Source organism: Streptomyces sp. NPDC007095, from assembly GCF_040634475.1.
Lineage (GTDB): Bacteria > Actinomycetota > Actinomycetes > Streptomycetales > Streptomycetaceae > Streptomyces.
Map to the genome: position 1 here is coordinate 1 of NZ_JBEYFS010000082.1, position 20,866 is coordinate 20,866.

Below are 20,866 nucleotides of genomic sequence, written 5' to 3' on the forward strand. Positions count from 1 at the left end.
CCGAGCTGGTCGCGGACATGCAGGCCCTGTTCAAGGCCTACACGGAGCGGGGCCGGGCCGCCGAGGAGGCCGGTGACACCGAAGCCCCGGCGGGCCGGCCGGAGCGGGAGCCCGGCGAGCCATCCGCCGGAGCCTCGGGTTCAGTGCGCCTCGGCGAACGCCTCGTAGACCTTCTTGGGGATGCGGCCGCGCGGGGGGACGTCCAGCTTGTTGGAGCGGGCCCAGGCGCGGACGGCGGCCGGGTCGGGGGTCAACGCGGTGTGCGTGTACGCCTTCCCGGACTTCGACTGCTTGCGGCCGGCCTCGAGGTAGGGCGCGAGGGCCTTACGCAGTTTCTTGGCATTGGTTGGATTGAGGTCGATCTCGTACGACTTGCCGTCGAGTCCGAAGGCGATCGTCTCCGCCGCTTCCGAGCCGTCGATGTCGTCAAAGAGAGTGACCACGACACGTTGCGCCACGAATATCGGTCCCTTCGTGCGGCACCTCTGCGATCACACCCCATGACGTGCGTGGACGCCACGGAGTTGTCGGGGAGATGTCGACTGTCCGGCTGTTATTGGGCAAAGTATCGGCTATTGCCAATTCCTTTGTACAGTGCCGGGCATTGCATTGTGAAGCCCGACTAAAACCTTCCGCGTGTCCGAAGGTAATGGGGCCCCGCCGCTCTTCTGCGATTTTTCCCAGGATTTTCCGTGCAGGCCCCCGCGTCGATGCGGGATCGTGATCGGGCTCACGTAGGATTCTACGAATCTACGCGAGTAGAAATTTTGTGCGGGTAGTCTGAAGCGACCTGCTCAGCACCACACACCGGGAGTGCCAGTGGCACGCGTCGTAGTCGACGTCATGCTCAAGCCGGAGATCCTCGACCCCCAGGGCCAGGCGGTGCAGCGTGCACTGCCGCGCCTCGGTTTCGAGGGTGTCTCCGACGTACGTCAGGGAAAGCGATTCGAACTGGAAGTGGACGGACCGGTGGACGACGCCGCGCTCGCCCGCATCCATGAACTGGCGGAATCCTTCCTCGCCAACACCGTGATCGAGGACTTCACCGTCAAGGTCGAGGAAGTCGCGGAGGCAGGAAAGTGACCGCTCGTATTGGAGTCGTCACCTTTCCCGGCAGCCTCGACGACCGGGACACGCAGCGTGCGATCAAGCTCGCCGGTGCCGAACCCGTCGCCCTCTGGCACAAGGACAAGGACCTCAAGCAGGTCGACGCCGTGGTGCTGCCCGGCGGTTTCTCGTACGGCGACTATCTCCGGGCCGGTGCCATCTCGCGCTTCTCGCCCGTGATGGAGAGCGTGATCGAGCAGGCGAAGTCCGGAATGCCCGTCCTCGGCATCTGCAACGGCTTCCAGGTCCTCACCGAGGCGCACCTTCTCCCCGGCGCGATGCTCGGCAACAACCACCTCCACTTCATCTGCCGCGACCAGAAGCTGCGGGTGGAGAACGCGGAGACGTCCTGGACGGCCGACTACGAGTCCGGCCAGGAGATCCACATCCCGCTGAAGAACATGGACGGGCGGTACGTCGCCGACGAGCACACGCTCGACATGCTGGAGGCGGAGGGCCGGGTCGTCTTCCGTTACGTCGACTTCAACCCCAATGGCTCCCTCCGGGACATCGCGGGCATCACGAACGAGGCCGGGAACGTGGTCGGTCTCATGCCGCACCCCGAGCACGCCGTCGAGACCCTGGTCGGGTCCGGCCGTACCGACGGCCTCCCCTTCTTCACCTCGATCCTCAAGAAGCTGGTCAACGCATGAGCCGCACGCCTCTGGACACGGTCGAGAACGCGGCCGCGACCCCCGACGTCGAGCTGCCCTGGGCCGAACTGGGCCTGAAGAAGGACGAGTACGAGCGCGTCGTCGAGATCCTCGGCCGCCGGCCCACCGGCGCCGAGCTCGCCATGTACTCCGTCATGTGGTCCGAGCACTGCTCGTACAAGTCCTCGAAGGTCCACCTCCGCCAGTTCGGTGAGAAGGCCCCGCAGTCCGACGCCCTGCTCGTCGGTATCGGCGAGAACGCCGGTGTCGTCGACGTCGGCCAGGGCTACGCCGTCACCTTCAAGGTCGAGTCGCACAACCACCCGTCGTACGTCGAGCCCTACCAGGGAGCGGCCACCGGCGTCGGCGGCATCGTGCGCGACATCATCGCGATGGGCGCCCGCCCGGTCGCGGTCGTCGACCCGCTGCGCTTCGGCGCCGCCGACCACCCCGACACCAAGCGCGTGCTGCCGGGCGTCGTCGCGGGCATCGGCGGTTACGGCAACTGTCTCGGTCTGCCCAACATCGGCGGCGAGGTCGTCTTCGACGCCTGCTACCAGGGCAACCCCCTCGTCAACGCCGGTGCCATCGGTGTCATGAAGCACGAGGACATCCACCTCGCGAAGGCGTCCGGCACCGGCAACAAGGTCATCCTCTACGGGGCCCGCACGGGCGGCGACGGCATCGGCGGCGCCTCCATCCTGGCGAGTGAGACCTTCGACGACGCCAAGCCGTCGAAGCGCCCCGCGGTCCAGGTCGGCGACCCCTTCCAGGAGAAGCTGCTCATCGAGTGCACGCTCGAGGCCTTCGCCGAGAAGCTGGTCGTCGGCATCCAGGACCTCGGCGCGGCCGGTCTGTCCTGTGCCACCTCCGAGCTGGCCTCCAACGGCTCCGGCGGCATGCGCGTCACCCTGGACGACGTACCGCTGCGGGACTCGACTCTCTCTCCCGAGGAAATCCTCATGAGCGAGTCGCAGGAACGCATGTGCGCGGTCGTCGAGCCGGAGAAGGTCGACCGGTTCCTGGAGATCTGCGACAAGTGGGACGTCATCGCCACCGTCATCGGTGAGGTCACCGACGGCGACCGTCTGGAGATCTACTGGCACGGCGGCAAGATCGTCGACGTCGACCCGCGCACGGTCGCCCACGACGGCCCGGTCTACGAGCGCCCCTACGCCCGCCCCGAGTGGCAGGACGCCCTCCAGGCCGACGACGCGAACAAGCTGCCGCGTCCGGCGACCAGCGAGGAGCTCAAGGACCAGGTCCTCAAGCTCGTGAGCTCGCCGAACCAGGCCTCCAAGTCCTGGATCACCTCCCAGTACGACCACTTCGTGCAGGGCAACACGGTGCTGGCGCAGCCCGAGGACTCGGGCATGATCCGCATCGACGAGGAGACCGGGCTCGGCGTCGCCATCGCCACGGACGGCAACGGCCGCTACGCCAAGCTGGACCCGTACGCCGGCGCACAGCTCGCCCTCTCCGAGGCCTACCGCAATGTCGCGACGACCGGCGCCAAGCCGCTCGCCGTCTCCGACTGCCTGAACTTCGGCTCGCCCGAGGACCCGGCCGTCATGTGGCAGTTCGCCGAGGCCATCCGCGGTCTCGCCGACGCCTGCCAGCAGCTGGGCACCCCGGTGACCGGCGGCAACGTCTCGCTCTACAACCAGACGGGCGAGGCCGCCATCCACCCGACCCCGGTCGTGGCCGTGCTGGGCGTCATCGACGACGTCGCCCGGCGCACGCCGGTCGCCTTCCAGGAAGAGGGCCAGCTCCTCTACCTGCTCGGTGACACCCGTGAGGAGTTCGGCGGTTCGGCCTGGTCGCAGGTCGTCCACGACCACCTCGGGGGCCTGCCCCCGAAGGTCGACCTGGAGCGCGAACGCCTCCTCGGCGAGATCCTCATCTCCGCCTCCCGCGACGGCATGATCGACTCGGCGCACGACCTGTCCGACGGCGGTCTGATCCAGGCCGTGGTCGAGTCGGCACTGCTCGGCGGCAAGGGCGCCCGGCTGGTCGTCCCCGACGGTCTCGACGCCTTCACCTTCCTCTTCTCGGAGTCGGCGGGCCGCGCGGTCGTCGCCGTCCCGCGCTCGGAGGAGCTCCGCTTCAACGACATGTGCGGTGCGCGGGGTCTGCCCGTCACCCGTATCGGTGTCGTGGACGGAGACGCGGTCGAGGTCCAGGGCGAGTTCGCACTCCCGCTGGCTGAGCTGCGCGAGGCGCACGAGGGGACCATCCCGGCGCTCCTCGCCTGACCGTCGCCGGTCGTACGACGAGGAAGGCCCCGCCCGGAGTCACGTTTCCGGGCGGGGCCTTCCTCGACTCATCGGACGTAGTTCTTGAGGATCTCCGTGTCGAGTTCGATGCCGATCGGGTCAGGGATGAGCACCCTCTCACCGAACTTCGCGGTGTGGATGTCGCGGTAGCCTCCGACCTTCCGGTCCGGAGTGCTGTGCACCGTGACCGTGCAGGAGTCCCGGTCGATCAGGAGGTACAAGGGAATTCCGGACTGGCCGTATGCGGCGGGCTTCTCGTGCCGGTCTCGCCGGTCGGTGTCCGAGTCGTACGAGGTGACCTCGACGACCAAGAGCGTCCCGGCAGGGTCGGCCCACTCGCCGTGTCCCGCGAAGTGGGCTTCGGGCGCGAGCACCGCATCCGGTTTCGCCCTGCCCTCTCGGTACGTCTCCACGCGGAGCCCTTGGCCCTGATACAGGTCCAGGTCAGGCCTGGTCTGCATACAGCGTCGGGCCAGCCAGGTCACGATGGTGTTGTGGTCTCCGTCCGTCACCTTCTTGACTCCGATCCGTCCGTTGATGAACTCCAACGTGACGGTCTCGGGAGCGGCGGAGGCGATCGTTTCGAACTCCTCCACCGACATCTGAGACGTGTGCTCGGCCATAACCGTCATGTTGCACTTCCTTCCAGGCGAAGGCCAGCGTTGTCCGGGTCCGGCAGTGCGGGGCGGTTTTGGCCGTCGATCACACTCACGGGTCATTGCCCCTGGTCTTCTGACCCGGCCTCGTGTCCTGGTGGACCGTGCGCTGGGCCTGAACGAGCACCGTGAGACATAGGCTCACCTCCATGCCCCCGGTCAAGAAGCGCATACGGACGTACGATCCCGCCAAGACGCGCGCCGCGGTTCTCGCACAGTTCGGGCACATACGGGAGGCCGTCCGCGTCCTCACGCCCGAGCGGCTCGCGCTGCCCACCCGGCTGGGGGACTGGACGGTGCGTGAACTGGTCGCGCACGTCGGCACGACTCTCGAAGGTGTCACCCGGCTCCTCGACAAGCCGGAGCCCGTAAAGCGGGACGCCACGGTCCTCGACTGGCCGTTCGCGACCTCCGCCAACTCCGGGGCCATCGCGGACACAGCCCACCGACTGGCCGAGGAGCACCCCGACCTGGTGGCCTTCCTGGCCGACGTGGAGCGGGACTTCACGGCCCACCTCGACGCCCACCCCGGCACCCGGCTGCTCGCCACCAGCGCGGGCGCGATGCCGCTGGCGGACTGTGTCGTCACCCGCACCGTAGAACTCGTCGTCCACACCGACGACCTGAACGCCGCCGTGCCGGGTTTCGACATCCCCCTCGACCGCCAGGCCCTCGCCGCGTGCACCCGGCTGCTCGCCGACGCGCTCGCCGTGAAGGCGCCCGGCGCGTCGACGGAGGTGCGGATCCCGCCGTACGCCGTCGTGCAGTGCGTGGAGGGCCCCCGGCACACCCGGGGCACACCGCCGAACGTCGTGGAGACCGACCCGCTGACCTGGATCCGGCTGGCGACGGGACGTACGGAGTGGAAGACCGCGCTGGACGAGGCGAAGGTCAGCGCGAGCGGTGAGCGGGCCGACCTCGGGGGACTGCTGCCCCTGATGGGCTGAGCCCACCCGCTGACTCCACCGCCGGCTCCACCGCCGGCTCCACCCGTTGGGCTCCACCGCCGGCTCCGCCCGTTGGGCTCCACCGCCGGCTCCACCCGTTGGGCTCCACCGCCGGCTCCGCCCGTTGGGCTCCACCGCCGGCTCCGCCCGTTGGGCTCCACCGCCGGCTCCACCCGTTGGGCTCCACCCGCCGACCTCACCGCTGACTCCACCCGCACCGCCCCGGAGGGGAACCGGCCACCCCACCCCTCCCGTCACACCGTCATGGACAAGCAGCGACTGACCCTCAGCGTCCTGACCCTGCTTCCGCTCGCCGTGGCCTGCGGCACCGAGACGGCGGGCGGCGGTTCCGTGGGGAGCGGATCGTCGCCGGTCACCGGCGTTCACTGGAGTGTCGACACCCTCACCACGCACGGCCGGACCCGGCAGGCGCCGGACAGCGCGTATCTGCGGATCGGCGAAGACGGTCGCGTCAGCGGCAACCTCGGTTGCAACACTTTCGGCTCGACCGTCACCCTCAAGGGTGACCGTGTCGACTTCGGGAAGATCGAGGCGACCGACATGGGCTGCCAGAAGGACCCCATGAGCTTCGAGCAGAGCCTCAGCCGCGCCTTCGTCGACGGCACGTTCACCAGCGAGGTCAAGGGCGACAGGCTGACGCTCACCACCGACGGCGGCGACCGCGTCAATCTGACCAAGGAGCCGGACGCGCCCCTGTACGGCACGAAGTGGACGGTCATGTCACTCGGGGACGGTGCCGTGGCCCAGTCCCTTCCCGAGGGGGCCGACGCCCACTTCACCCTCGACAAGGCGAAGGGCACCCTTTCCGGCCGCCTCGGCTGCAACCAGGTCACCGCCAGGGCCACCGTCCGCGACGGACATATCACCCTCGGGACCGCCAGGACCACCCGGATGATGTGCGACGGCTCACTCATGGACACCGAGAGGACCCTGCTGGGTTTCTTCGACAGCACGGTCGGATACGAGTTGAACCACCGAGCCATCGCGCTGACCAGCGCAAACGGTAAAACCCTCCAAGCCGTCGCCGACGAGTGATCCGTCAAAGATCCGTATCCCCAATTCGGACCAGTGGTCGATCTCGCCTACACTCGGTGGCGTGCCACGTGGTGACGGTCGACTCAATCATGATCTGCTCCCCGGCGAGAAAGGCCCCCAGGACGCTTGCGGCGTCTTCGGAGTCTGGGCCCCGGGTGAAGAGGTCGCCAAGCTCACTTACTTCGGGCTCTACGCCCTCCAGCATCGGGGCCAGGAATCCGCGGGAATCGCGGTGAGCAACGGCTCCCAGATCCTCGTCTTCAAGGACATGGGCCTCGTGTCCCAGGTCTTCGACGAGACCTCGCTCGGTTCGCTCCAAGGTCACATCGCGGTCGGTCACGCCCGCTACTCGACCACCGGCGCCTCCGTGTGGGAAAACGCCCAGCCGACGTTCCGTGCCACCGCGCACGGCTCCATCGCGCTCGGCCACAACGGCAACCTCGTGAACACGGCGCAGCTCGCCGAGATGGTCGCCGACCTCCCCAAGCAGGACGGCCGCACCACCCGCGTGGCCGCCACCAACGACACCGACCTGCTCACCGCGCTCCTCGCGGCCCAGGTCGACGACGACGGCAAGCCGCTGACCGTCGAAGAGGCCTCCGCGAAGGTCCTCCCGCAGGTCAAGGGCGCCTTCAGCCTCGTCTTCATGAACGAGCACACCCTGTACGCGGCCCGCGACCCGCAGGGCATCCGCCCGCTGGTCCTCGGCCGTCTGGAGCGCGGCTGGGTCGTCGCCTCCGAGTCCGCCGCCCTCGACATCTGCGGCGCGGCCTACGTCCGTGAGATCGAGCCGGGCGAGTTCGTCGCCATCGACGAGAACGGCCTGCGTACGTCCCGATTCGCGGAAGCGAAGCCCAAGGGCTGTGTCTTCGAGTACGTGTACCTGGCCCGTCCCGACACGGACATCGCCGGCCGGAACGTGTACCTCTCGCGTGTCGAGATGGGCCGCAAGCTCGCCAAGGAAGCCCCTGTCGAGGCTGATCTGGTGATAGCGACTCCGGAGTCCGGGACGCCCGCCGCGATCGGTTACGCGGAGGCCAGCGGCATCCCGTTCGGCGCCGGCCTGGTCAAGAACGCGTACGTCGGCCGGACCTTCATCCAGCCTTCACAGACCATCCGCCAGCTGGGCATCCGTCTGAAGCTGAACCCCTTGAAGGAAGTCATCAAGGGCAAGCGCCTGGTCGTCGTCGACGACTCGATCGTGCGCGGCAACACCCAGCGGGCCCTGGTGCGCATGCTCCGCGAGGCGGGTGCGGCGGAAGTCCACATCCGGATCTCCTCTCCCCCCGTGAAGTGGCCCTGCTTCTTCGGCATCGACTTCGCGACCCGCGCCGAGCTGATCGCCAACGGCATGAGCATCGAGGAGATCGGCACCTCGCTCGGCGCCGACTCCCTCTCGTACATCTCCATCGACGGCATGATCGAGGCGACCACCATCGCCAAGCCGAACCTGTGCCGCGCCTGCTTCGACGGCGAGTACCCGATGGAGCTTCCCGACCCCGAGCTGCTCGGCAAGCAGCTTCTGGAGACCGAGCTGGCCGCGGGTCCCGCAGCCACGGCCGCGGCTGACGCCATCCGTCGCCCGTAAGCGCCGCAGAGCCCCGTTTCACCAACCCGAAAGATCCCAGGCAATGTCTTCTGTGTCTGATCAGTCACCTCCGGCGACGGGCACTGCTTCCGGTGCTTCCTACGCGGCTGCCGGCGTCGACATCGAAGCGGGCGACCGCGCCGTAGAGCTGATGAAGGAGTGGGTGAAGAAGACGCAGCGCCCCGAGGTCCTCGGCGGCCTCGGCGGCTTCGCCGGCCTCTTCGACGCCTCCGCCCTCAAGCGCTACGAGCGCCCGCTGCTCGCCTCCGCCACGGACGGCGTGGGCACCAAGGTCGACCTCGCCCGGCAGCTCGGCGTGTACGACACCATCGGCCACGACCTGGTCGCGATGGTCATGGACGACATCGTGGTGTGCGGCGCCGAGCCGCTCTTCATGACCGACTACATCTGCGTCGGCAAGGTCCACCCGGAGCGCGTGGCGGCCATCGTGAAGGGCATCGCCGAGGGCTGTGTGCTCGCGGGCTGCGCCCTGGTGGGCGGCGAGACGGCCGAACACCCGGGCCTGCTCGGTCCGGACGACTTCGACGTCGCGGGCGCCGGTACGGGCGTGGTGGAGGCCGACCGGCTGCTCGGCCCGGATCGTATCCGTACGGGTGACGCGGTGATCGCCATGGCGGCCTCCGGTCTTCACTCGAACGGGTACTCCCTCGTCCGGCACGTCCTCTTCGACCGGGCGAACCTCAGCCTGGACCAGCACGTCGAGGAGTTCGGCCGCTCGCTCGGCGAGGAGCTCCTGGAGCCCACCAAGATCTACTCGCTGGACTGCCTGGCGCTGACGAAGACCACCGAGGTGCACGCCTTCAGCCACATCACCGGCGGCGGGCTCGCGGCCAACCTGGCCCGGGTGATCCCGGACGGGCTGCACGCGATCGTGGACCGCGAGACCTGGACCCCGGCCCCGGTCTTCGACCTCGTCGGCAGGACCGGCAATGTCGAGCGTCTGGAGCTGGAGAAGACGCTGAACATGGGCGTGGGCATGATCGCGATCGTCCCCGAGGAATCGGCGGACGTGGCGGTGGCCACCCTCGCGGACCGCGGCGTGGACGCCTGGATCGCCGGTGAGATCACCGAGCGCGGCGAGCACGCGACGGGCGCGGCCCTGATCGGCGACTACGCGAGCTGAGGCCCTCGGGGCAGCACGAAACCCGGTCCGGCGTTGAGGCCCCGGACCGGGTGAAGTGCGGTTGCTACGAGAAATCCGCCAACAGAGATCTACTCACCGCTACTGCTACGAGAGATCGCGGAAACCGCGAGGGACGCTGGTGCGTCAAGCGCCGCGACGTTGAGACTGCGGACCGGACTGGTCGTCCTCATCCTCATCGTCGTCGTTGTAGAGATCCGCGTACTGGGCGTACGGGTCGTCTTCCTCGTCGTCGTCCTCGAACGGCTCGCCATTCGGCGGCTGGCTCGAAGTCGAAGCGCCCAGCTCATTGGCCAGACGCGAGAGGTCAGTCCCGCCGCTGCTGTACTTCAGCTGGCGGGCGACCTTCGTCTGCTTGGCCTTTGCCCGGCCGCGCCCCATGGCTCGACCCCCTCGGATACGGGGCTCGGTGGCCCCAGAGTCTTGACACGCGTTCATGATCTGGAACGGGCTCTCCGTGGAGAGACCGGTCCGTAGGGCTTCCACGGTACCTGAGCCCGCGCCCATACGGTACGTCGCCCGCAGGACGCGCCTAGGCCCAGAACCTGCGAGGTGCCCTGTCCTCGCTGGTCAACCGCGATTTTAACCTCTTCTTGGCGGACGACCCGCCGACGGGAGTGAGAGTTCTCTCGAAGTGTCCCCTCGGCGGGTCCCTGACAAGCGTCGAGACACGTGCGGAATGCGACGGAATGGAAGGTTCCGCTATCCGCGGTGGCGCGCCTCCGCCATCCGCTGCTCGGCGATCCGGTCGGCCGCGGCAGCCGGCGGAATCCCGTCCTCCTTCGCACGTGCGAATATGGCCAGCGTGGTGTCGAAGATCTTTGTGGCCTTCGCCTTGCACCGGTCGAAGTCGAAGCCGTGCAGCTCGTCGGCGACCTGGATGACACCGCCCGCGTTCACCACGTAGTCGGGCGCGTAGAGGATCCCGCGGTCCGCGAGGTCCTTCTCGACGCCCGGGTGCGCGAGCTGGTTGTTGGCGGCGCCGCACACGATCCGCGCGGTGAGCACCGGCACGGACGCGTCGTTCAGCGCCCCGCCCAGCGCGCAGGGGGCGTAGATGTCCAAGCCCTCGGTGCGGATCAGCGCCTCGGTGTCCGTGGCGGCCGTGACGCCCGTCGGGTGCTTGTCCAGGATCTGCCGTACGGACTCGTCGCGTACGTCCGTGATCACGACCTCCGCGCCGTCCTCGCGCAGGTGGTCCACCAGGTGGCGGCCCACCTTGCCGACGCCCGCGATGCCGACCTTGCGGCCGCGCAGTGTCGGGTCGCCCCACAGGTGCTGGGCGCTCGCCCGCATGCCCTGGAAGACCCCGTAGGCGGTCAGGACCGAGGAATCGCCGGCGCCGCCGTTCTCGGGCGAGCGGCCCGTCGTCCAGCGGCACTCGCGCGCCACGACGTCCATGTCGGCGACGTACGTACCGACGTCGCACGCGGTGACGTAGCGCCCGCCGAGCGAGGCCACGAACCGACCGTAGGCGAGGAGCAGGGCCTCGCTCTTGATCTGCTCGGGGTCTCCGATGATCACGGCCTTGCCGCCGCCGTGGTCGAGACCGGCCATGGCGTTCTTGTACGACATCCCGCGCGAGAGGTTCAGAGCGTCGGCGACGGCTTCCTCGTCACTCGCGTACGGGTAGAAGCGCGTACCGCCGAGGGCGGGGCCCAGAGCGGTGGAGTGGATGGCGATGACGGCCTTGAGGCCGCTGGCCCGGTCCTGGCAGAGCACGACTTGCTCATGACCCCCCTGGTCCGAGTGGAACAGGGTGTGCAGGACGCCGTCGGTTACGTCGGTCACTGTGGTGACTCCCAGGTAAGTAGCGGCGGTTGTGGACGGTGCCCGTGCGGATGGCGGGCTTCCGTGGGCATGAGATTAGAGCCTGTGCCCGGTCGCCATCCGCGCAGTGTTCAGGATCACCTCCTCCCGGAGTACGTTTCCGCACGGTCGTGGGACGATTTGGAGTGATTTCCCGGTCGCCCGAGCGCCGCTCGCCCGGGATTCCCGCCCGGGTTTCGGGTCCGGTCCGTTGGGGAGGGAGCAGGGGTGCCCAAGGTGTCCTCGGTGATCGTCCCGTACGCGTCCTATCTGCGCGTGTACGAACCGCTGGCCGCCTTCCCGGAGCCGGAGCGCACCCACTGGGCGCGTTATGCGCGGCGCGCCGAGCGTCCGTCGTACCAGGACGAGTTGCGCCGCTCGCTGGCCGATCTGCTGCCCACCCCGCCGATCCCCGTGCCGGTGCACGAGAGCGCGGACGCGTTCGTGCTGAGCGTCGACGGAGTGCTCTGCGTCTGTCCCTGGCGCACCCGGCTGCGCGGCTGGCAGGCGCTGGAGGAACTGGCCGACGAACTGCCCGCGTCCGTCCTGGACGCGGTCCTGCCGCCGCTCGTACGCCGCCAGGCGGCGCTTGACTACGAGCGCTGGCTCGCCCGCAACCCTGACGCCCGCCCGTGGATCCGCACCTCGACCTGGCAGGTGCCGCTGAACTGGTTCGTGCTCGTCACCGACGAGGAGCGGCGGTACGAGAAGGGGGCGGGCGGTGACGGAGCAGCGCCGGTGCTGCGCTACCGGACACCGATGGTGCAGGCGCGGCGGCGGACGGCACGCGCCCTGAAGACCCTGCGGGACACCCTGGACGAGGGGCCCCTCATCGATGGGCTGGTGGACGTGGGGCGCTGGCTGGAGGAGTTCCATCCGCGCTCGCTGGTCGAGCTGGACTACGGCGGGCTCGTGCACGCCCTGCCGGCCGGGCACCTCGAGGACGACCACTCGGCGGCAGACGTCGCCAAGGGCATCGAGGCGCTGCGTCACGGGGACGGGGCGGCGGCGGGCGAGGCGTACGGGCGGCTCGTGGAGCGCTGGCGCTCGGTCCGGGACCGGCGCTCGGCGAACTGAGGGGCGTCCAGGGCGTTTGGGTCTGTGGGGCGCATGGGTCCTGTGTGTCACGTGGGTTCTGTGTGTCCTGTGGGACCTGTGTGTCCTGTGGGGTGTCTGAGTGCTGTGGGGTGTCTGAGTGTCCCGGGCCGGCTGGGGCGGGTCGGCCGCACGAGAAGTGTGATGTGCTTCTCACTGGTGTTCGCCCGAACTGACGTATGGTCCTCGCACGCTGAAGAACCCTCACTGCGGGAGAAGATCGCGCAGGGCGGGACCTAGGTCCCGATCCGGTCTTTTGTGTCGACGATGTGCCAAGCGTGACGGATGGCACTTACCTGGCTCTTGCATCGCTTGCCCCTCCTCGTGCCAAAATAGGACAAGGAGCCCGGGGGAGGGCTCCATCCGTCCATGTTTGGGCGGGAATCTCGGTATTGCGCGCTATGGGGGGTCTGATGACTCCTGATCGTCCTGTGACTGATCGTCACAGTGGCGTGACTGTCCGCTATGGCATGGTCCATCGGCTTCCGTCGCTGATGAACACCTGGGAGGGCAATTCCATCGGTTTGGCCGACGCGGCTGGACGGATGGTGTAGTTGTAGTGCCGAGGACAAGCCGTTCGTCCTATAACCGACTCGACTCGCGTCCGCCATTTCGGGCAACGCGGGTCAAGGTGCAGAATTTAGAGGAAAGAACCGAGAAGGTTCGGTTCTCCCGAGGAGGCCGCTCATGACCGCTCGCACCCCTGATGCCGAGCCGCTGCTGACCCCGGCTGAGGTCGCCACGATGTTCCGCGTCGACCCCAAGACGGTCACGCGGTGGGCGAAGGCCGGCAAGCTCACATCCATCCGCACGCTCGGCGGGCACCGCCGCTACCGCGAGGCTGAGGTCCGCGCACTACTCGCGGGTATCCCGCAGCAGCGCAGCGAGGCCTGAACAACTGCATAACCGGGCAATTCGGTAGGTCCCCCAACCTGTCAAGACGCCCGACCACAGCTCCAAGCGACGCGGGTCCTGCCCCAACAGGGCTCACGCCCGACCCAGTTACACATGCGACAAGGGTGCGTCGTCGATCGCGCTGGACTCCGCCGGGTCCAGCGCGATTTTTTTGTGCCCTGCTCAGGCGCCGAAGGGGCGCGGCTGTGGGGTCGTGCGGTGGGCCTGTGAGCGGCCTTGTCGGAGTCTGGGGAGGGGTGTCGGATCTCCCGTGGGAGTCTCCGGAGAGTGGTGCAATTGCACATATTAAATTGACAAGTTGTAGGTGGGGTGTAAGTTCCGCTCTTCTGAAAACTTATGCGGTGACACCCGTCACATGCCAGAGTCCTTGTTGCCTGTGGCGCGTCTGCGCTAAAGGAGTTGGGCGGATGTGCCCTCCCGCGCGAGGGTCACGCCTTGGCGGGGGTTTCGTCCTCGGCCGCCGTCTCGTCCTCGTCGCCGTGCGCGGAGGGCTCCATGGCCAGTCTCAGGAGCTGGTGGCAGATCGGGCAGTGCCGCGTCAGATGGCGGTACCCGGAGGCGGCCGACAGATGGGCGCGGAGCAGCGCGCGCGTCTCGTGCCGAGCGGACGCCGCCATGGACCACCTCCACGAGGTCGAGTGCCCTGGATTCCGGGGTACCCGCCGAATGTGACGGCGTCAAGGTGCGGGAGGCTCCGCCGGTCGGGCGGGGCTGCGTCCGACGTCCGGTGGGAGGGCCTGGGGAGCGGCTGTGTGGGGGTGGGGGCGCACGAGGCGCGTGAAGGGGCGTACGGCGCCAGGAGTCTGTGGATACGCGCCCAGGGGCCCGAACGTGCGCTGCCGGGGGTTCGGGCCGCGCGGGGTGGCCCGCGCGCGGGTGGTCAGGGAGTCCGGATGCGCGAGGGGTCCGTGACTTCGAGCGGCTGCGTGGAGTGCGTACGCACGAGAGCCCGGGTCCGAAGACCCGGGCTCTCGTATCTACTGCGGTCCTGACGGGATTTGAACCCGCGGCCTCCACCTTGACAGGGTGGCGAGCACTCCAAACTGCTCCACAGGACCAGGTTTCGCAGTCACTTTCTTGCGCTGTGCTGCGAGAAGAGACTGTACAGGAGGGCGAGCCCGGGGTCGAACTCACCCACCGTGCAGGTCCCGTCACGGCACCGCCGCGTCGATCGCCTTCACGATGCGCTTGTCGGAGACCGGGTACGCCGTGCCGAGCGCGTGGGCGAAATAGCTGACCCGGAGCTCCTCGATCATCCAGCGGATGTCCAGGACCTGCTGCGGGACCGGCCGGCCCTGCGGCAACTGCTCCAGGAGCCACGCGTACTCGTCCTGCATCTCGTGGACCTTCTCCATGCGGGTGGTGTCCCGCTGGACGCCGGTCGGCATCTGCTGAAGGCGGCGGTCGGCGGCGACCAGATAGCGCATCAGGTCCGGGAGGCGGCGCAGGCCGGTCGCCGTGACGAAGCCGGGCTTCACCAGGGCGTTCAGCTGCGTCCGTACGTCCGTGAGGTTTGCCAGCAGGGTGGGGCTGCTGGTGGCCTTCAGACGGCGCTCACAGGCCTGCCAGGCGGCGAGGACCTGCTGCACCTGGCCCACCGTCCGGACCGTCGTGTCGACGATCTCGGCGCGCACCTTGTCATACAGCTTCCGGTACGACTCCTCGTCCCACGCCGGGCCCCCGAAGTCGCCGATCAGCTTGTCCGCCGCCGCTGTCGCACAGTCGTCGAACAGGGCCTGCACGGAGCCGTGCGGGTTGGCCGACAGGGCGAGCTTCTGGGCGTTGGTGAGCTTGTCCGAGGCGAACTTGCCCGGGTTCACCGGGATGTTGCGCAGGATCAGCCGCCGGGTGCCCTTCCACATGGCCTGATCCTGCTCGGCCTCCGTGTCGAAGAGACGTACGGAGACGGTGTTCGCCGTCGGGCCGTCGTCGACCAGGGCCGGGTACGCCTTCACCGGCTGGCCGGCCCGGCGCGTCTCGAAGACGCGCGTCAGCGTGCCGATCGTCCATTCCGTGAGGCCCGTACGTTCCAGGGACTCGCCGCCCTCGCGCTCCGCCGTCGCCGCCGCGGCCTGCGAGATCGCCTTGCGCGCCTTCGGCTTCAGCTGGAGCTGGAGGGTCTCCAGGTCCTTGTCCTCGGCCAGTTTGCGGCGCCGCTCGTCGACGATCCGGAAGGTGATCTTCAGATGGTCGGGGACGCGGGACCAGTCGAAGTCGTCGGCAGTGACCGGCACGCCGACCATCCGCTTGAGCTCGCGGGCGAGGGTCGTCGGCAGCGGCTCCTGAAGGGGCACGGCCTGGTCGAGGAACCGCTTCGCGAAGTTCGGGGCGGGGACGTAGTTGCGGCGGATGGGCTTGGGGAGGGAGCGGATGAGCTCGGTGACCACTTCCTCGCGCAGGCCCGGGATCTGCCAGTCGAAGCCCTCGTCCGTCACCTGGTTCAGGACCTGGAGCGGGATGTGGACCGTGACGCCGTCGGCGTCCGCGCCCGGCTCGAACTGGTAGGTCACCCGGAACTTCAGGCGGCCCTGACGCCACGAGTCGGGGTAGTCGTCCTTGCTGACGTCACCGGCTCGCTCGTTGATGAGCATCGAGCGCTCGAAGTCGAGAAGCTCCGGCTCGTCATGGCGCTTGTGCTTCCACCACGAGTCGAAGTGCGCGCCGGACACGACGTGGGCCGGCACCCGCTGGTCGTAGAAGTCGAACAGCGTCTCGTCGTCGACCAGGATGTCCCGGCGGCGGGCACGGTGCTCCAGCTCCTCGACCTCGGTCAGGAGCTTGCGGTTGTCGGCGAAGAACTTGTGGTGCGTGCGCCAGTCGCCCTCCACGAGGGCGTTGCGGATGAAGAGGTCGCGGCTCGTCTCGGCGTCGATACGACCGTAGTTGACCTTGCGCTGGGCGACGATCGGGACGCCGTAGAGAGTGACCTTCTCGTACGCCATCACGGCCGCCTGGTCCTTCTCCCAGTGCGGTTCGCTGTAGGTGCGCTTGAGGAGGTGTTCCGCCAGGGGTTCGACCCACTCGGGCTCGATCCTGGCGTTCACGCGGGCCCAGAGGCGGGAGGTCTCCACCAGCTCGGCCGACATCACGAAACGCGGGGGCTTCTTGAAGAGGGCCGAGCCAGGGAAGATCGCGAACTTGGCGTTGCGGGCACCCAGGTACTCGTTCTTGCCCGTGCTGCGCCCGCCGCTCTCGCCCCCGGTCTCCTTCACGTCCTTCATGCCGACGTGCGAGAGCAGGCCGGCGAGGAGGGAGACATGGACGCTCTGGTCCGCCGCGTCGTCCTCGTTGAGATGGATGCCCATCTGCTTGGCGACCGTGCGCAGCTGGGTGTAGATGTCCTGCCACTCGCGGATGCGCAGGAAGTTCAGGTACTCCTGCTTGCACATGCGGCGGAAGGCCGACGAGCCTCGCTCCTTCTGTTGTTCGCGGACGTAACGCCAGAGGTTGAGGAAGGCGAGGAAGTCGCTCGTCTCGTCCCTGAAGCGGGCGTGCTGCTGGTCCGCCTGCGTCTGCTTGTCGGCGGGGCGCTCGCGCGGGTCCTGGATGGAGAGCGCCGCGGCGATCACCATGACCTCGCGCGCACAGCCGTTCTTGTCGGCCTCCAGGACCATGCGGGCCAGCCGGGGGTCGACGGGGAGCTGGGCGAGCTTGCGGCCGGTCTCCGTCAGGCGCTTGCGTACGTCCTTCTGGGACGGGTCCAGCGCGCCCAGTTCCTGGAGGAGTTGGACGCCGTCGCGGATGTTGCGGTGGTCCGGCGGGTCGATGAAGGGGAACTTCTCGATGTCGCCGAGGCCGGCCGCCGTCATTTGGAGGATGACGCTCGCCAGGTTCGTACGGAGGATCTCCGCGTCCGTGAACTCCGGGCGGGCGCTGAAGTCGTCCTCGGAGTACAGGCGGATGCAGATGCCGTCCGACGTACGGCCGCAGCGGCCCTTGCGCTGGTTGGCGCTGGCCTGCGAGACCGGCTCGATGGGCAGGCGCTGGACCTTGGTGCGGTGGCTGTATCTGGAGATACGGGCGTTGCCCGGGTCGATGACGTACTTGATGCCCGGGACGGTGAGCGAGGTCTCGGCGACGTTGGTCGCCAGGACGATCCTGCGGCCGGTGTGGGGCTGGAAGACGCGGTGCTGCTCCGCGTGGGAGAGGCGGGCGTAGAGGGGGAGGACCTCGGTGAAGCGGTACTGCTTCTTGGTGAGTGCGTCCGCCGTGTCGCGGATCTCGCGTTCGCCGGAGAGGAAGACGAGGATGTCGCCCTTGCCTTCGGCCTGCAGTTCCTCGACCGCGTCCGTGATCGCGGTGATCTGGTCGCGGTCGGCGTCGTCGCCGTCCTCTTCGAGGAGCGGGCGGTAGCGGACCTCCACGGGGTACGTACGGCCGCTGACCTCGACGATCGGGGCGTCGCCGAAGTGGCGGGAGAAGCGCTCCGGGTCGATCGTGGCCGAGGTGATGACGACCTTGAGATCCGGGCGCTTGGGGAGCAGCTGGGCGAGGTAGCCGAGCAGGAAGTCGATGTTGAGGGAGCGCTCGTGGGCCTCGTCGATGATGATCGTGTCGTACGCGCGCAGCTCGCGGTCCGTCTGGATCTCGGCGAGCAGGATGCCGTCCGTCATGAGCTTGACGAAGGTGCCGTCCGGGTTCACCTGGTCGGTGAAGCGGACCTTCCAGCCGACGGCCTCGCCGAGAGGGGTGTCCAGCTCCTCCGCCACGCGCTCGGCGACCGTGCGGGCGGCGATGCGGCGGGGCTGGGTGTGGCCGATCATGCCGCGGACGCCGCGGCCCAGTTCGAGACAGATCTTGGGGATCTGGGTGGTCTTTCCGGAGCCGGTCTCACCTGCGACGATGACGACCTGGTGGTCGCGTATGGCGTCGGCGATGTCGGCCTTCTTCTGGCTGACCGGGAGCTGCTCGGGGTAGGTGACGGCGGGCACGCGGGCGCGGCGCTCGGCCATGCGGGCCTCGGCCTTGGTGACCTCCGCGTCGATCTCGGCGAGCACGGCGGCGCGGGCTTCGGGCTTGCGGATCCGGCGCGCACCCTCGAGCCTGCGGCCGAGCCGGTGCGCGTCGCGCAGGGACAGCTCGGCCAGGCGGGGGGCGAGGTCGCCGAGGACGGGGGCAGGATGCGTAGACATACGCCGTCCAGGATCTCACCTCGCCGAAATTACTGGCGAGCGGTTTTGGGCGGGGCGTGCGGACAGGTCAGGGGGTGCGCTGCGCCGGCGGCTCGGGGGAGGCGGCGGGGGCGGGCTCGGGCGTGGCAGAGGGCGCCGGTGTGGCGGCGGGCGCGGACTCCCGGTGGGGACGGTCTCCCCGGGCCATGGACTGGGCGGTGTTGGAGACGGCCTTGATGCCCAGGTAGGCGGTGGTCATGCTGCTCACCGCGGTGAACGCGGCGGTGAGCACGCCGACGATCACGGCCTTGTCGCCGTCGAGCCGCCAGACGCCGAAGATCGCGACGCCCGAGATCGCGAGAATGCTGACGACCACGGCCAACAGCCCGTACCGGGCCCGGTCCTTCTCCAACTCGGTGTCCCGAATCACTCTGGCCACGTTCCCGCTCATGTGTTCCCCGCCCCGAAGAAACCTGCTGGACCGGCCAGAACATAGCGGCGGCCGAGCGCCGGTGCCAAGCGAGCCGCCCGCCACCGGTCGCGCCCGTCCCGGCGCGAAAAGGGGCGAACCCCTTCGGGTCCGCCCCTCCTCAGCCGCCCGCGCGGGTGTCATCGCACGTCGACGTAGTCCTCCGTGCCGTCGCCCACGAAGTGCTTGCTGTCGGGATACAGGAAGACGGGTACCCAGGTGCCGTCCTGCTGGGCCTTGAAGCCCTTGCTGAAGGATCCGTTCGATTTCGTGGTGACGGTGGACATCAGGTACCAGGTCTTCTTGCCCTTGGGCCGGAAGAGGATCTCCACCTTCTTGGCGCCGTACGCCTTCCAGGAGGTGGTGCCGGCCTTGCGCTCCTGGAGCACGCCCTTGACGGTGATCGTCCGGCCCTTGGAGACGGGCTCGGGGGACGCGTTGGCGTCCTTGATCCGGGTGAGGGCGCGGTTCCTGCGCAGGCTGCCGCTGACGCCGCCCTTGATGTCCTTGCTGGTGGAGCCGGCGTAGTGCAGCCGCCAGTAGCCGTCCGTGTAGCCCGGCAGCTTCTCGACGATGAACTGCGAGCCGTTGGTGGTCTGCACCGTCTTCTTGGTGCTCCAGCCGGTCCTGCCGTCGGGCGAGTACTGGATGTCGACGCCGATCCGGTCGTTGGTGTCCCGCCCGACCAGGTCGACGATGCCGGTGACGTCCAGCTGCGCGTACTCGTCCAGTCGCGCCGTGAACTCGGTGAACTTCGTCGTGGCGGTGGCCGCGACGGTGACGTCGGCCTTCGTGGTGCGCTGGATGAAGGGGTTGTACGGGTACGGCGGGAAGCCGACCTCGTAGACCACCTTGCTGCCGTACGCGTACTTCGAGAAGGAGAAGCGGCCGTTCGCGTCGGTGGTCGACTGGACGGGGCTGCAGGTGGTGCAGTCCTTGTAGTCCATCTGCAGCGCGATGCCGGCCAGCGGCTTCCACTCCGTGCCGCTCTGGTACTGGAGCGTTCCGGCGACGTTGAACTTGTCGTTCGCGGTGACGTGGAGGCTGCTCTTGTCCAGGACGATCCGGGTCGGCGCGGTCTTCGGCCTGACCTCTACCCAAGGGCCGGCGGCGAAGCCCAGGTCGCCGTTGTACTGGGCGAAGGTCCAGCCGCCGTTCACCACCTCGTGGGAGGCGGAGAAGTGGCCGGCGTCGTCCGTGACAGCGGTGGTCTCGTCGTTCCCGTCGAACGTGAGGTCCACGGTGGCGCCGGGCAGTGGCACCGTCTCACGGGTGCTGGGGTCGCGGACGGCCATGTCACCGGTGGCCGTGACCGTCTTGTGCTCGATGTCCGGTTCGGTCGGCGTGACCGAGTAACCGGTGATGACGGGCTGCTTCTGGTAGCGCAGAGTGCCGGCGTTCTGCTGGACGGTGGTCTCGCCCGAGGAGTCCGTGGCCTCGATGTCGATCGTGTAGTCGCCCAGAGTGTCCAGGTGGATGGGCTGGGAGGCCCAGATGCTGTCCCAGGAGCTGTAGTCGTACTTGCGCGTGAAGTCGGTGATCGTGGCCACCGGTGCGTCCGACTCGGCGCTGCCGGCCGGGCGGAGCTTGGCCGTGATCTTGTCGACCGAGCCGCTGTAGTTGAGGCGGACGTCGAGGACCGACCAGTCGGCCTGGTCGCTGTACGCATTCTCGACGTTCGGCCCCGCGGCGTGGGCCGTGCCGGGTATCGCGAGGGTGCCGACCAGGACGGCGCCGGCCGTCACCAGTCCTCTGGCGATATGTCTCAAGAACCCCCCTAAGGCTCCGCGAGCGACGAAAACCCCCTCCAGTTGACCCGGAGGGGGTTCTCGTTCTTGTGGCTGGGGCCGGGGTCGAACCGGCGACCTATCGCTTTTCAGGCGATCGCTCGTACCAACTGAGCTACCCAGCCACGAGGTTTCATAAGAAACCTCAGCGGTCCTGACGGGATTTGAACCCGCGGCCTCCACCTTGACAGGGTGGCGAGCACTCCAAACTGCTCCACAGGACCAAGCTTTTGCG

General features: G+C 68.4%; 17 protein-coding genes and 3 tRNA genes. 9 read left to right on the forward strand and 11 right to left on the reverse strand.

Annotated features, from left to right (window positions below):
- Window positions 1-140 precede the first annotated feature (140 nt).
- Window positions 141-458 (reverse strand): Lsr2 family protein, encoded by a 318-nt coding sequence (locus ABZ656_RS26620; RefSeq protein ID WP_101404193.1) that lies wholly within the window; start codon window positions 456-458, stop codon window positions 141-143.
- Between the two features lie 361 nt (window positions 459-819).
- Here ABZ656_RS26620 and purS point away from each other — a divergent pair, with 361 nt between their 5' ends.
- Genes purS through purL form a run of 3 tightly spaced genes read left to right on the forward strand, consistent with a single transcriptional unit; the run spans window position 820 to window position 4,015 of the window.
- The gene (purS, locus tag ABZ656_RS26625) at window positions 820-1,083 is read left to right on the forward strand and encodes a phosphoribosylformylglycinamidine synthase subunit PurS (RefSeq protein ID WP_005482678.1); all 264 of its coding nucleotides are present in this window, start codon (window positions 820-822) and stop codon (window positions 1,081-1,083) included.
- Entirely contained in the window at window positions 1,080-1,760 is a 681-nt protein-coding gene (gene purQ / locus ABZ656_RS26630) for a phosphoribosylformylglycinamidine synthase subunit PurQ (protein ID WP_360270974.1), read from the forward strand. Before purS ends, purQ begins: the two co-directional genes overlap by 4 nt.
- Complete coding sequence (purL, locus tag ABZ656_RS26635) at window positions 1,757-4,015, forward strand: phosphoribosylformylglycinamidine synthase subunit PurL (RefSeq protein ID WP_101404195.1); 2,259 nt, start codon at window positions 1,757-1,759, stop codon at window positions 4,013-4,015. The genes purQ and purL overlap by 4 nt, the downstream gene beginning before the upstream one ends.
- A 68-nt stretch (window positions 4,016-4,083) precedes the next feature.
- On the opposite strand, the gene ABZ656_RS26640 is transcribed toward purL, so the two are convergent.
- Entirely contained in the window at window positions 4,084-4,668 is a 585-nt protein-coding gene (locus tag ABZ656_RS26640; RefSeq protein ID WP_101404196.1) for a Uma2 family endonuclease, read from the reverse strand.
- A gap of 173 nt (window positions 4,669-4,841) precedes the next feature.
- Between ABZ656_RS26640 and ABZ656_RS26645 the strand changes: the two genes are divergently transcribed.
- The 4 genes from ABZ656_RS26645 (at window position 4,842) to purM (ending at window position 9,427) form a co-directional block, all read left to right on the forward strand.
- The gene (locus tag ABZ656_RS26645) at window positions 4,842-5,639 is read left to right on the forward strand and encodes a maleylpyruvate isomerase family mycothiol-dependent enzyme (RefSeq protein WP_101404197.1); all 798 of its coding nucleotides are present in this window, start codon (window positions 4,842-4,844) and stop codon (window positions 5,637-5,639) included.
- A gap of 150 nt (window positions 5,640-5,789) precedes the next feature.
- Window positions 5,790-6,695 carry an META domain-containing protein gene (locus ABZ656_RS26650; protein ID WP_360270977.1) on the forward strand — a complete coding sequence of 302 codons (906 nt, stop codon included), beginning with the start codon at window positions 5,790-5,792 and terminating at the stop codon, window positions 6,693-6,695.
- Between the two features lie 61 nt (window positions 6,696-6,756).
- Window positions 6,757-8,283 (forward strand): amidophosphoribosyltransferase, encoded by a 1,527-nt coding sequence (gene purF / locus ABZ656_RS26655; protein ID WP_101404199.1) that lies wholly within the window; start codon window positions 6,757-6,759, stop codon window positions 8,281-8,283.
- Between the two features lie 43 nt (window positions 8,284-8,326).
- The gene (purM, locus tag ABZ656_RS26660) at window positions 8,327-9,427 is read left to right on the forward strand and encodes a phosphoribosylformylglycinamidine cyclo-ligase (RefSeq protein WP_180362430.1); all 1,101 of its coding nucleotides are present in this window, start codon (window positions 8,327-8,329) and stop codon (window positions 9,425-9,427) included.
- A 144-nt stretch (window positions 9,428-9,571) separates the two neighbouring features.
- Here the strand turns inward: purM and ABZ656_RS26665 are convergent, their stop codons facing one another.
- Both ABZ656_RS26665 and ABZ656_RS26670 read right to left on the reverse strand, forming a co-directional pair.
- Window positions 9,572-9,826 (reverse strand): DUF3073 domain-containing protein, encoded by a 255-nt coding sequence (locus ABZ656_RS26665; protein WP_037615441.1) that lies wholly within the window; start codon window positions 9,824-9,826, stop codon window positions 9,572-9,574.
- A 321-nt stretch (window positions 9,827-10,147) separates the two neighbouring features.
- Window positions 10,148-11,236, reverse strand: coding sequence for a Glu/Leu/Phe/Val dehydrogenase dimerization domain-containing protein (locus ABZ656_RS26670; protein WP_360270980.1), 1,089 nt, complete (start codon window positions 11,234-11,236; stop codon window positions 10,148-10,150).
- A gap of 246 nt (window positions 11,237-11,482) precedes the next feature.
- Between ABZ656_RS26670 and ABZ656_RS26675 the strand changes: the two genes are divergently transcribed.
- Window positions 11,483-12,331, forward strand: coding sequence for a hypothetical protein (locus ABZ656_RS26675; protein ID WP_360270982.1), 849 nt, complete (start codon window positions 11,483-11,485; stop codon window positions 12,329-12,331).
- Between the two features lie 705 nt (window positions 12,332-13,036).
- On the forward strand, window positions 13,037-13,243 hold the full coding sequence (gene bldC / locus ABZ656_RS26680) for a developmental transcriptional regulator BldC (RefSeq protein ID WP_003949541.1): 207 nt from the start codon (window positions 13,037-13,039) through the stop codon (window positions 13,241-13,243).
- Window positions 13,244-13,692: 449 nt separating this feature from the next.
- Here bldC and ABZ656_RS26685 read toward each other — a convergent pair whose 3' ends face one another.
- The 7 genes from ABZ656_RS26685 to ABZ656_RS26715 form a co-directional block, all read right to left on the reverse strand.
- Window positions 13,693-13,881 (reverse strand): DUF6274 family protein, encoded by a 189-nt coding sequence (locus ABZ656_RS26685; protein ID WP_101404203.1) that lies wholly within the window; start codon window positions 13,879-13,881, stop codon window positions 13,693-13,695.
- Between the two features lie 366 nt (window positions 13,882-14,247).
- Window positions 14,248-14,322 (reverse strand) — tRNA-Asp (locus tag ABZ656_RS26690).
- 93 nt (window positions 14,323-14,415) lie between these two features.
- On the reverse strand, window positions 14,416-18,396 hold the full coding sequence (gene hrpA, locus ABZ656_RS26695) for an ATP-dependent RNA helicase HrpA (protein WP_360270984.1): 3,981 nt from the start codon (window positions 18,394-18,396) through the stop codon (window positions 14,416-14,418).
- 67 nt (window positions 18,397-18,463) lie between these two features.
- Window positions 18,464-18,826, reverse strand: a complete 363-nt coding sequence (locus ABZ656_RS26700) for a hypothetical protein (protein WP_101404205.1) — start codon at window positions 18,824-18,826, stop codon at window positions 18,464-18,466.
- A gap of 158 nt (window positions 18,827-18,984) precedes the next feature.
- Window positions 18,985-20,613: a hypothetical protein gene (locus ABZ656_RS26705; protein WP_360270986.1), complete on the reverse strand. Its 1,629-nt coding sequence runs from the start codon at window positions 20,611-20,613 to the stop codon at window positions 18,985-18,987.
- A gap of 69 nt (window positions 20,614-20,682) precedes the next feature.
- Window positions 20,683-20,756, reverse strand: a tRNA-Phe gene (locus tag ABZ656_RS26710).
- Window positions 20,757-20,780: 24 nt separating this feature from the next.
- Window positions 20,781-20,855: transfer RNA gene (locus ABZ656_RS26715), tRNA-Asp, on the reverse strand.
- Window positions 20,856-20,866: the final 11 nt, after the last annotated feature.

Bases quoted from the DNA above. Each gene is read 5' to 3' on its own strand.
- purL (WP_101404195.1), top strand. From the start codon at position 1,757: ATGAGCCGCACGCCTCTGGACACGGTCGAGAACGCGGCCGCGACCCCC.
- ABZ656_RS26640 (WP_101404196.1), bottom strand. From the start codon at position 4,668: ATGACGGTTATGGCCGAGCACACGTCTCAGATGTCGGTGGAGGAGTTC.
- ABZ656_RS26645 (WP_101404197.1), top strand. From the start codon at position 4,842: ATGCCCCCGGTCAAGAAGCGCATACGGACGTACGATCCCGCCAAGACG.
- purM (WP_180362430.1), top strand. From the start codon at position 8,327: ATGTCTTCTGTGTCTGATCAGTCACCTCCGGCGACGGGCACTGCTTCC.
- ABZ656_RS26665 (WP_037615441.1), bottom strand. From the start codon at position 9,826: ATGGGGCGCGGCCGGGCAAAGGCCAAGCAGACGAAGGTCGCCCGCCAG.
- bldC (WP_003949541.1), top strand. From the start codon at position 13,037: ATGACCGCTCGCACCCCTGATGCCGAGCCGCTGCTGACCCCGGCTGAG.
- ABZ656_RS26685 (WP_101404203.1), bottom strand. From the start codon at position 13,881: ATGGCGGCGTCCGCTCGGCACGAGACGCGCGCGCTGCTCCGCGCCCAT.
- hrpA (WP_360270984.1), bottom strand. From the start codon at position 18,396: ATGTCTACGCATCCTGCCCCCGTCCTCGGCGACCTCGCCCCCCGCCTG.
- ABZ656_RS26700 (WP_101404205.1), bottom strand. From the start codon at position 18,826: ATGAGCGGGAACGTGGCCAGAGTGATTCGGGACACCGAGTTGGAGAAG.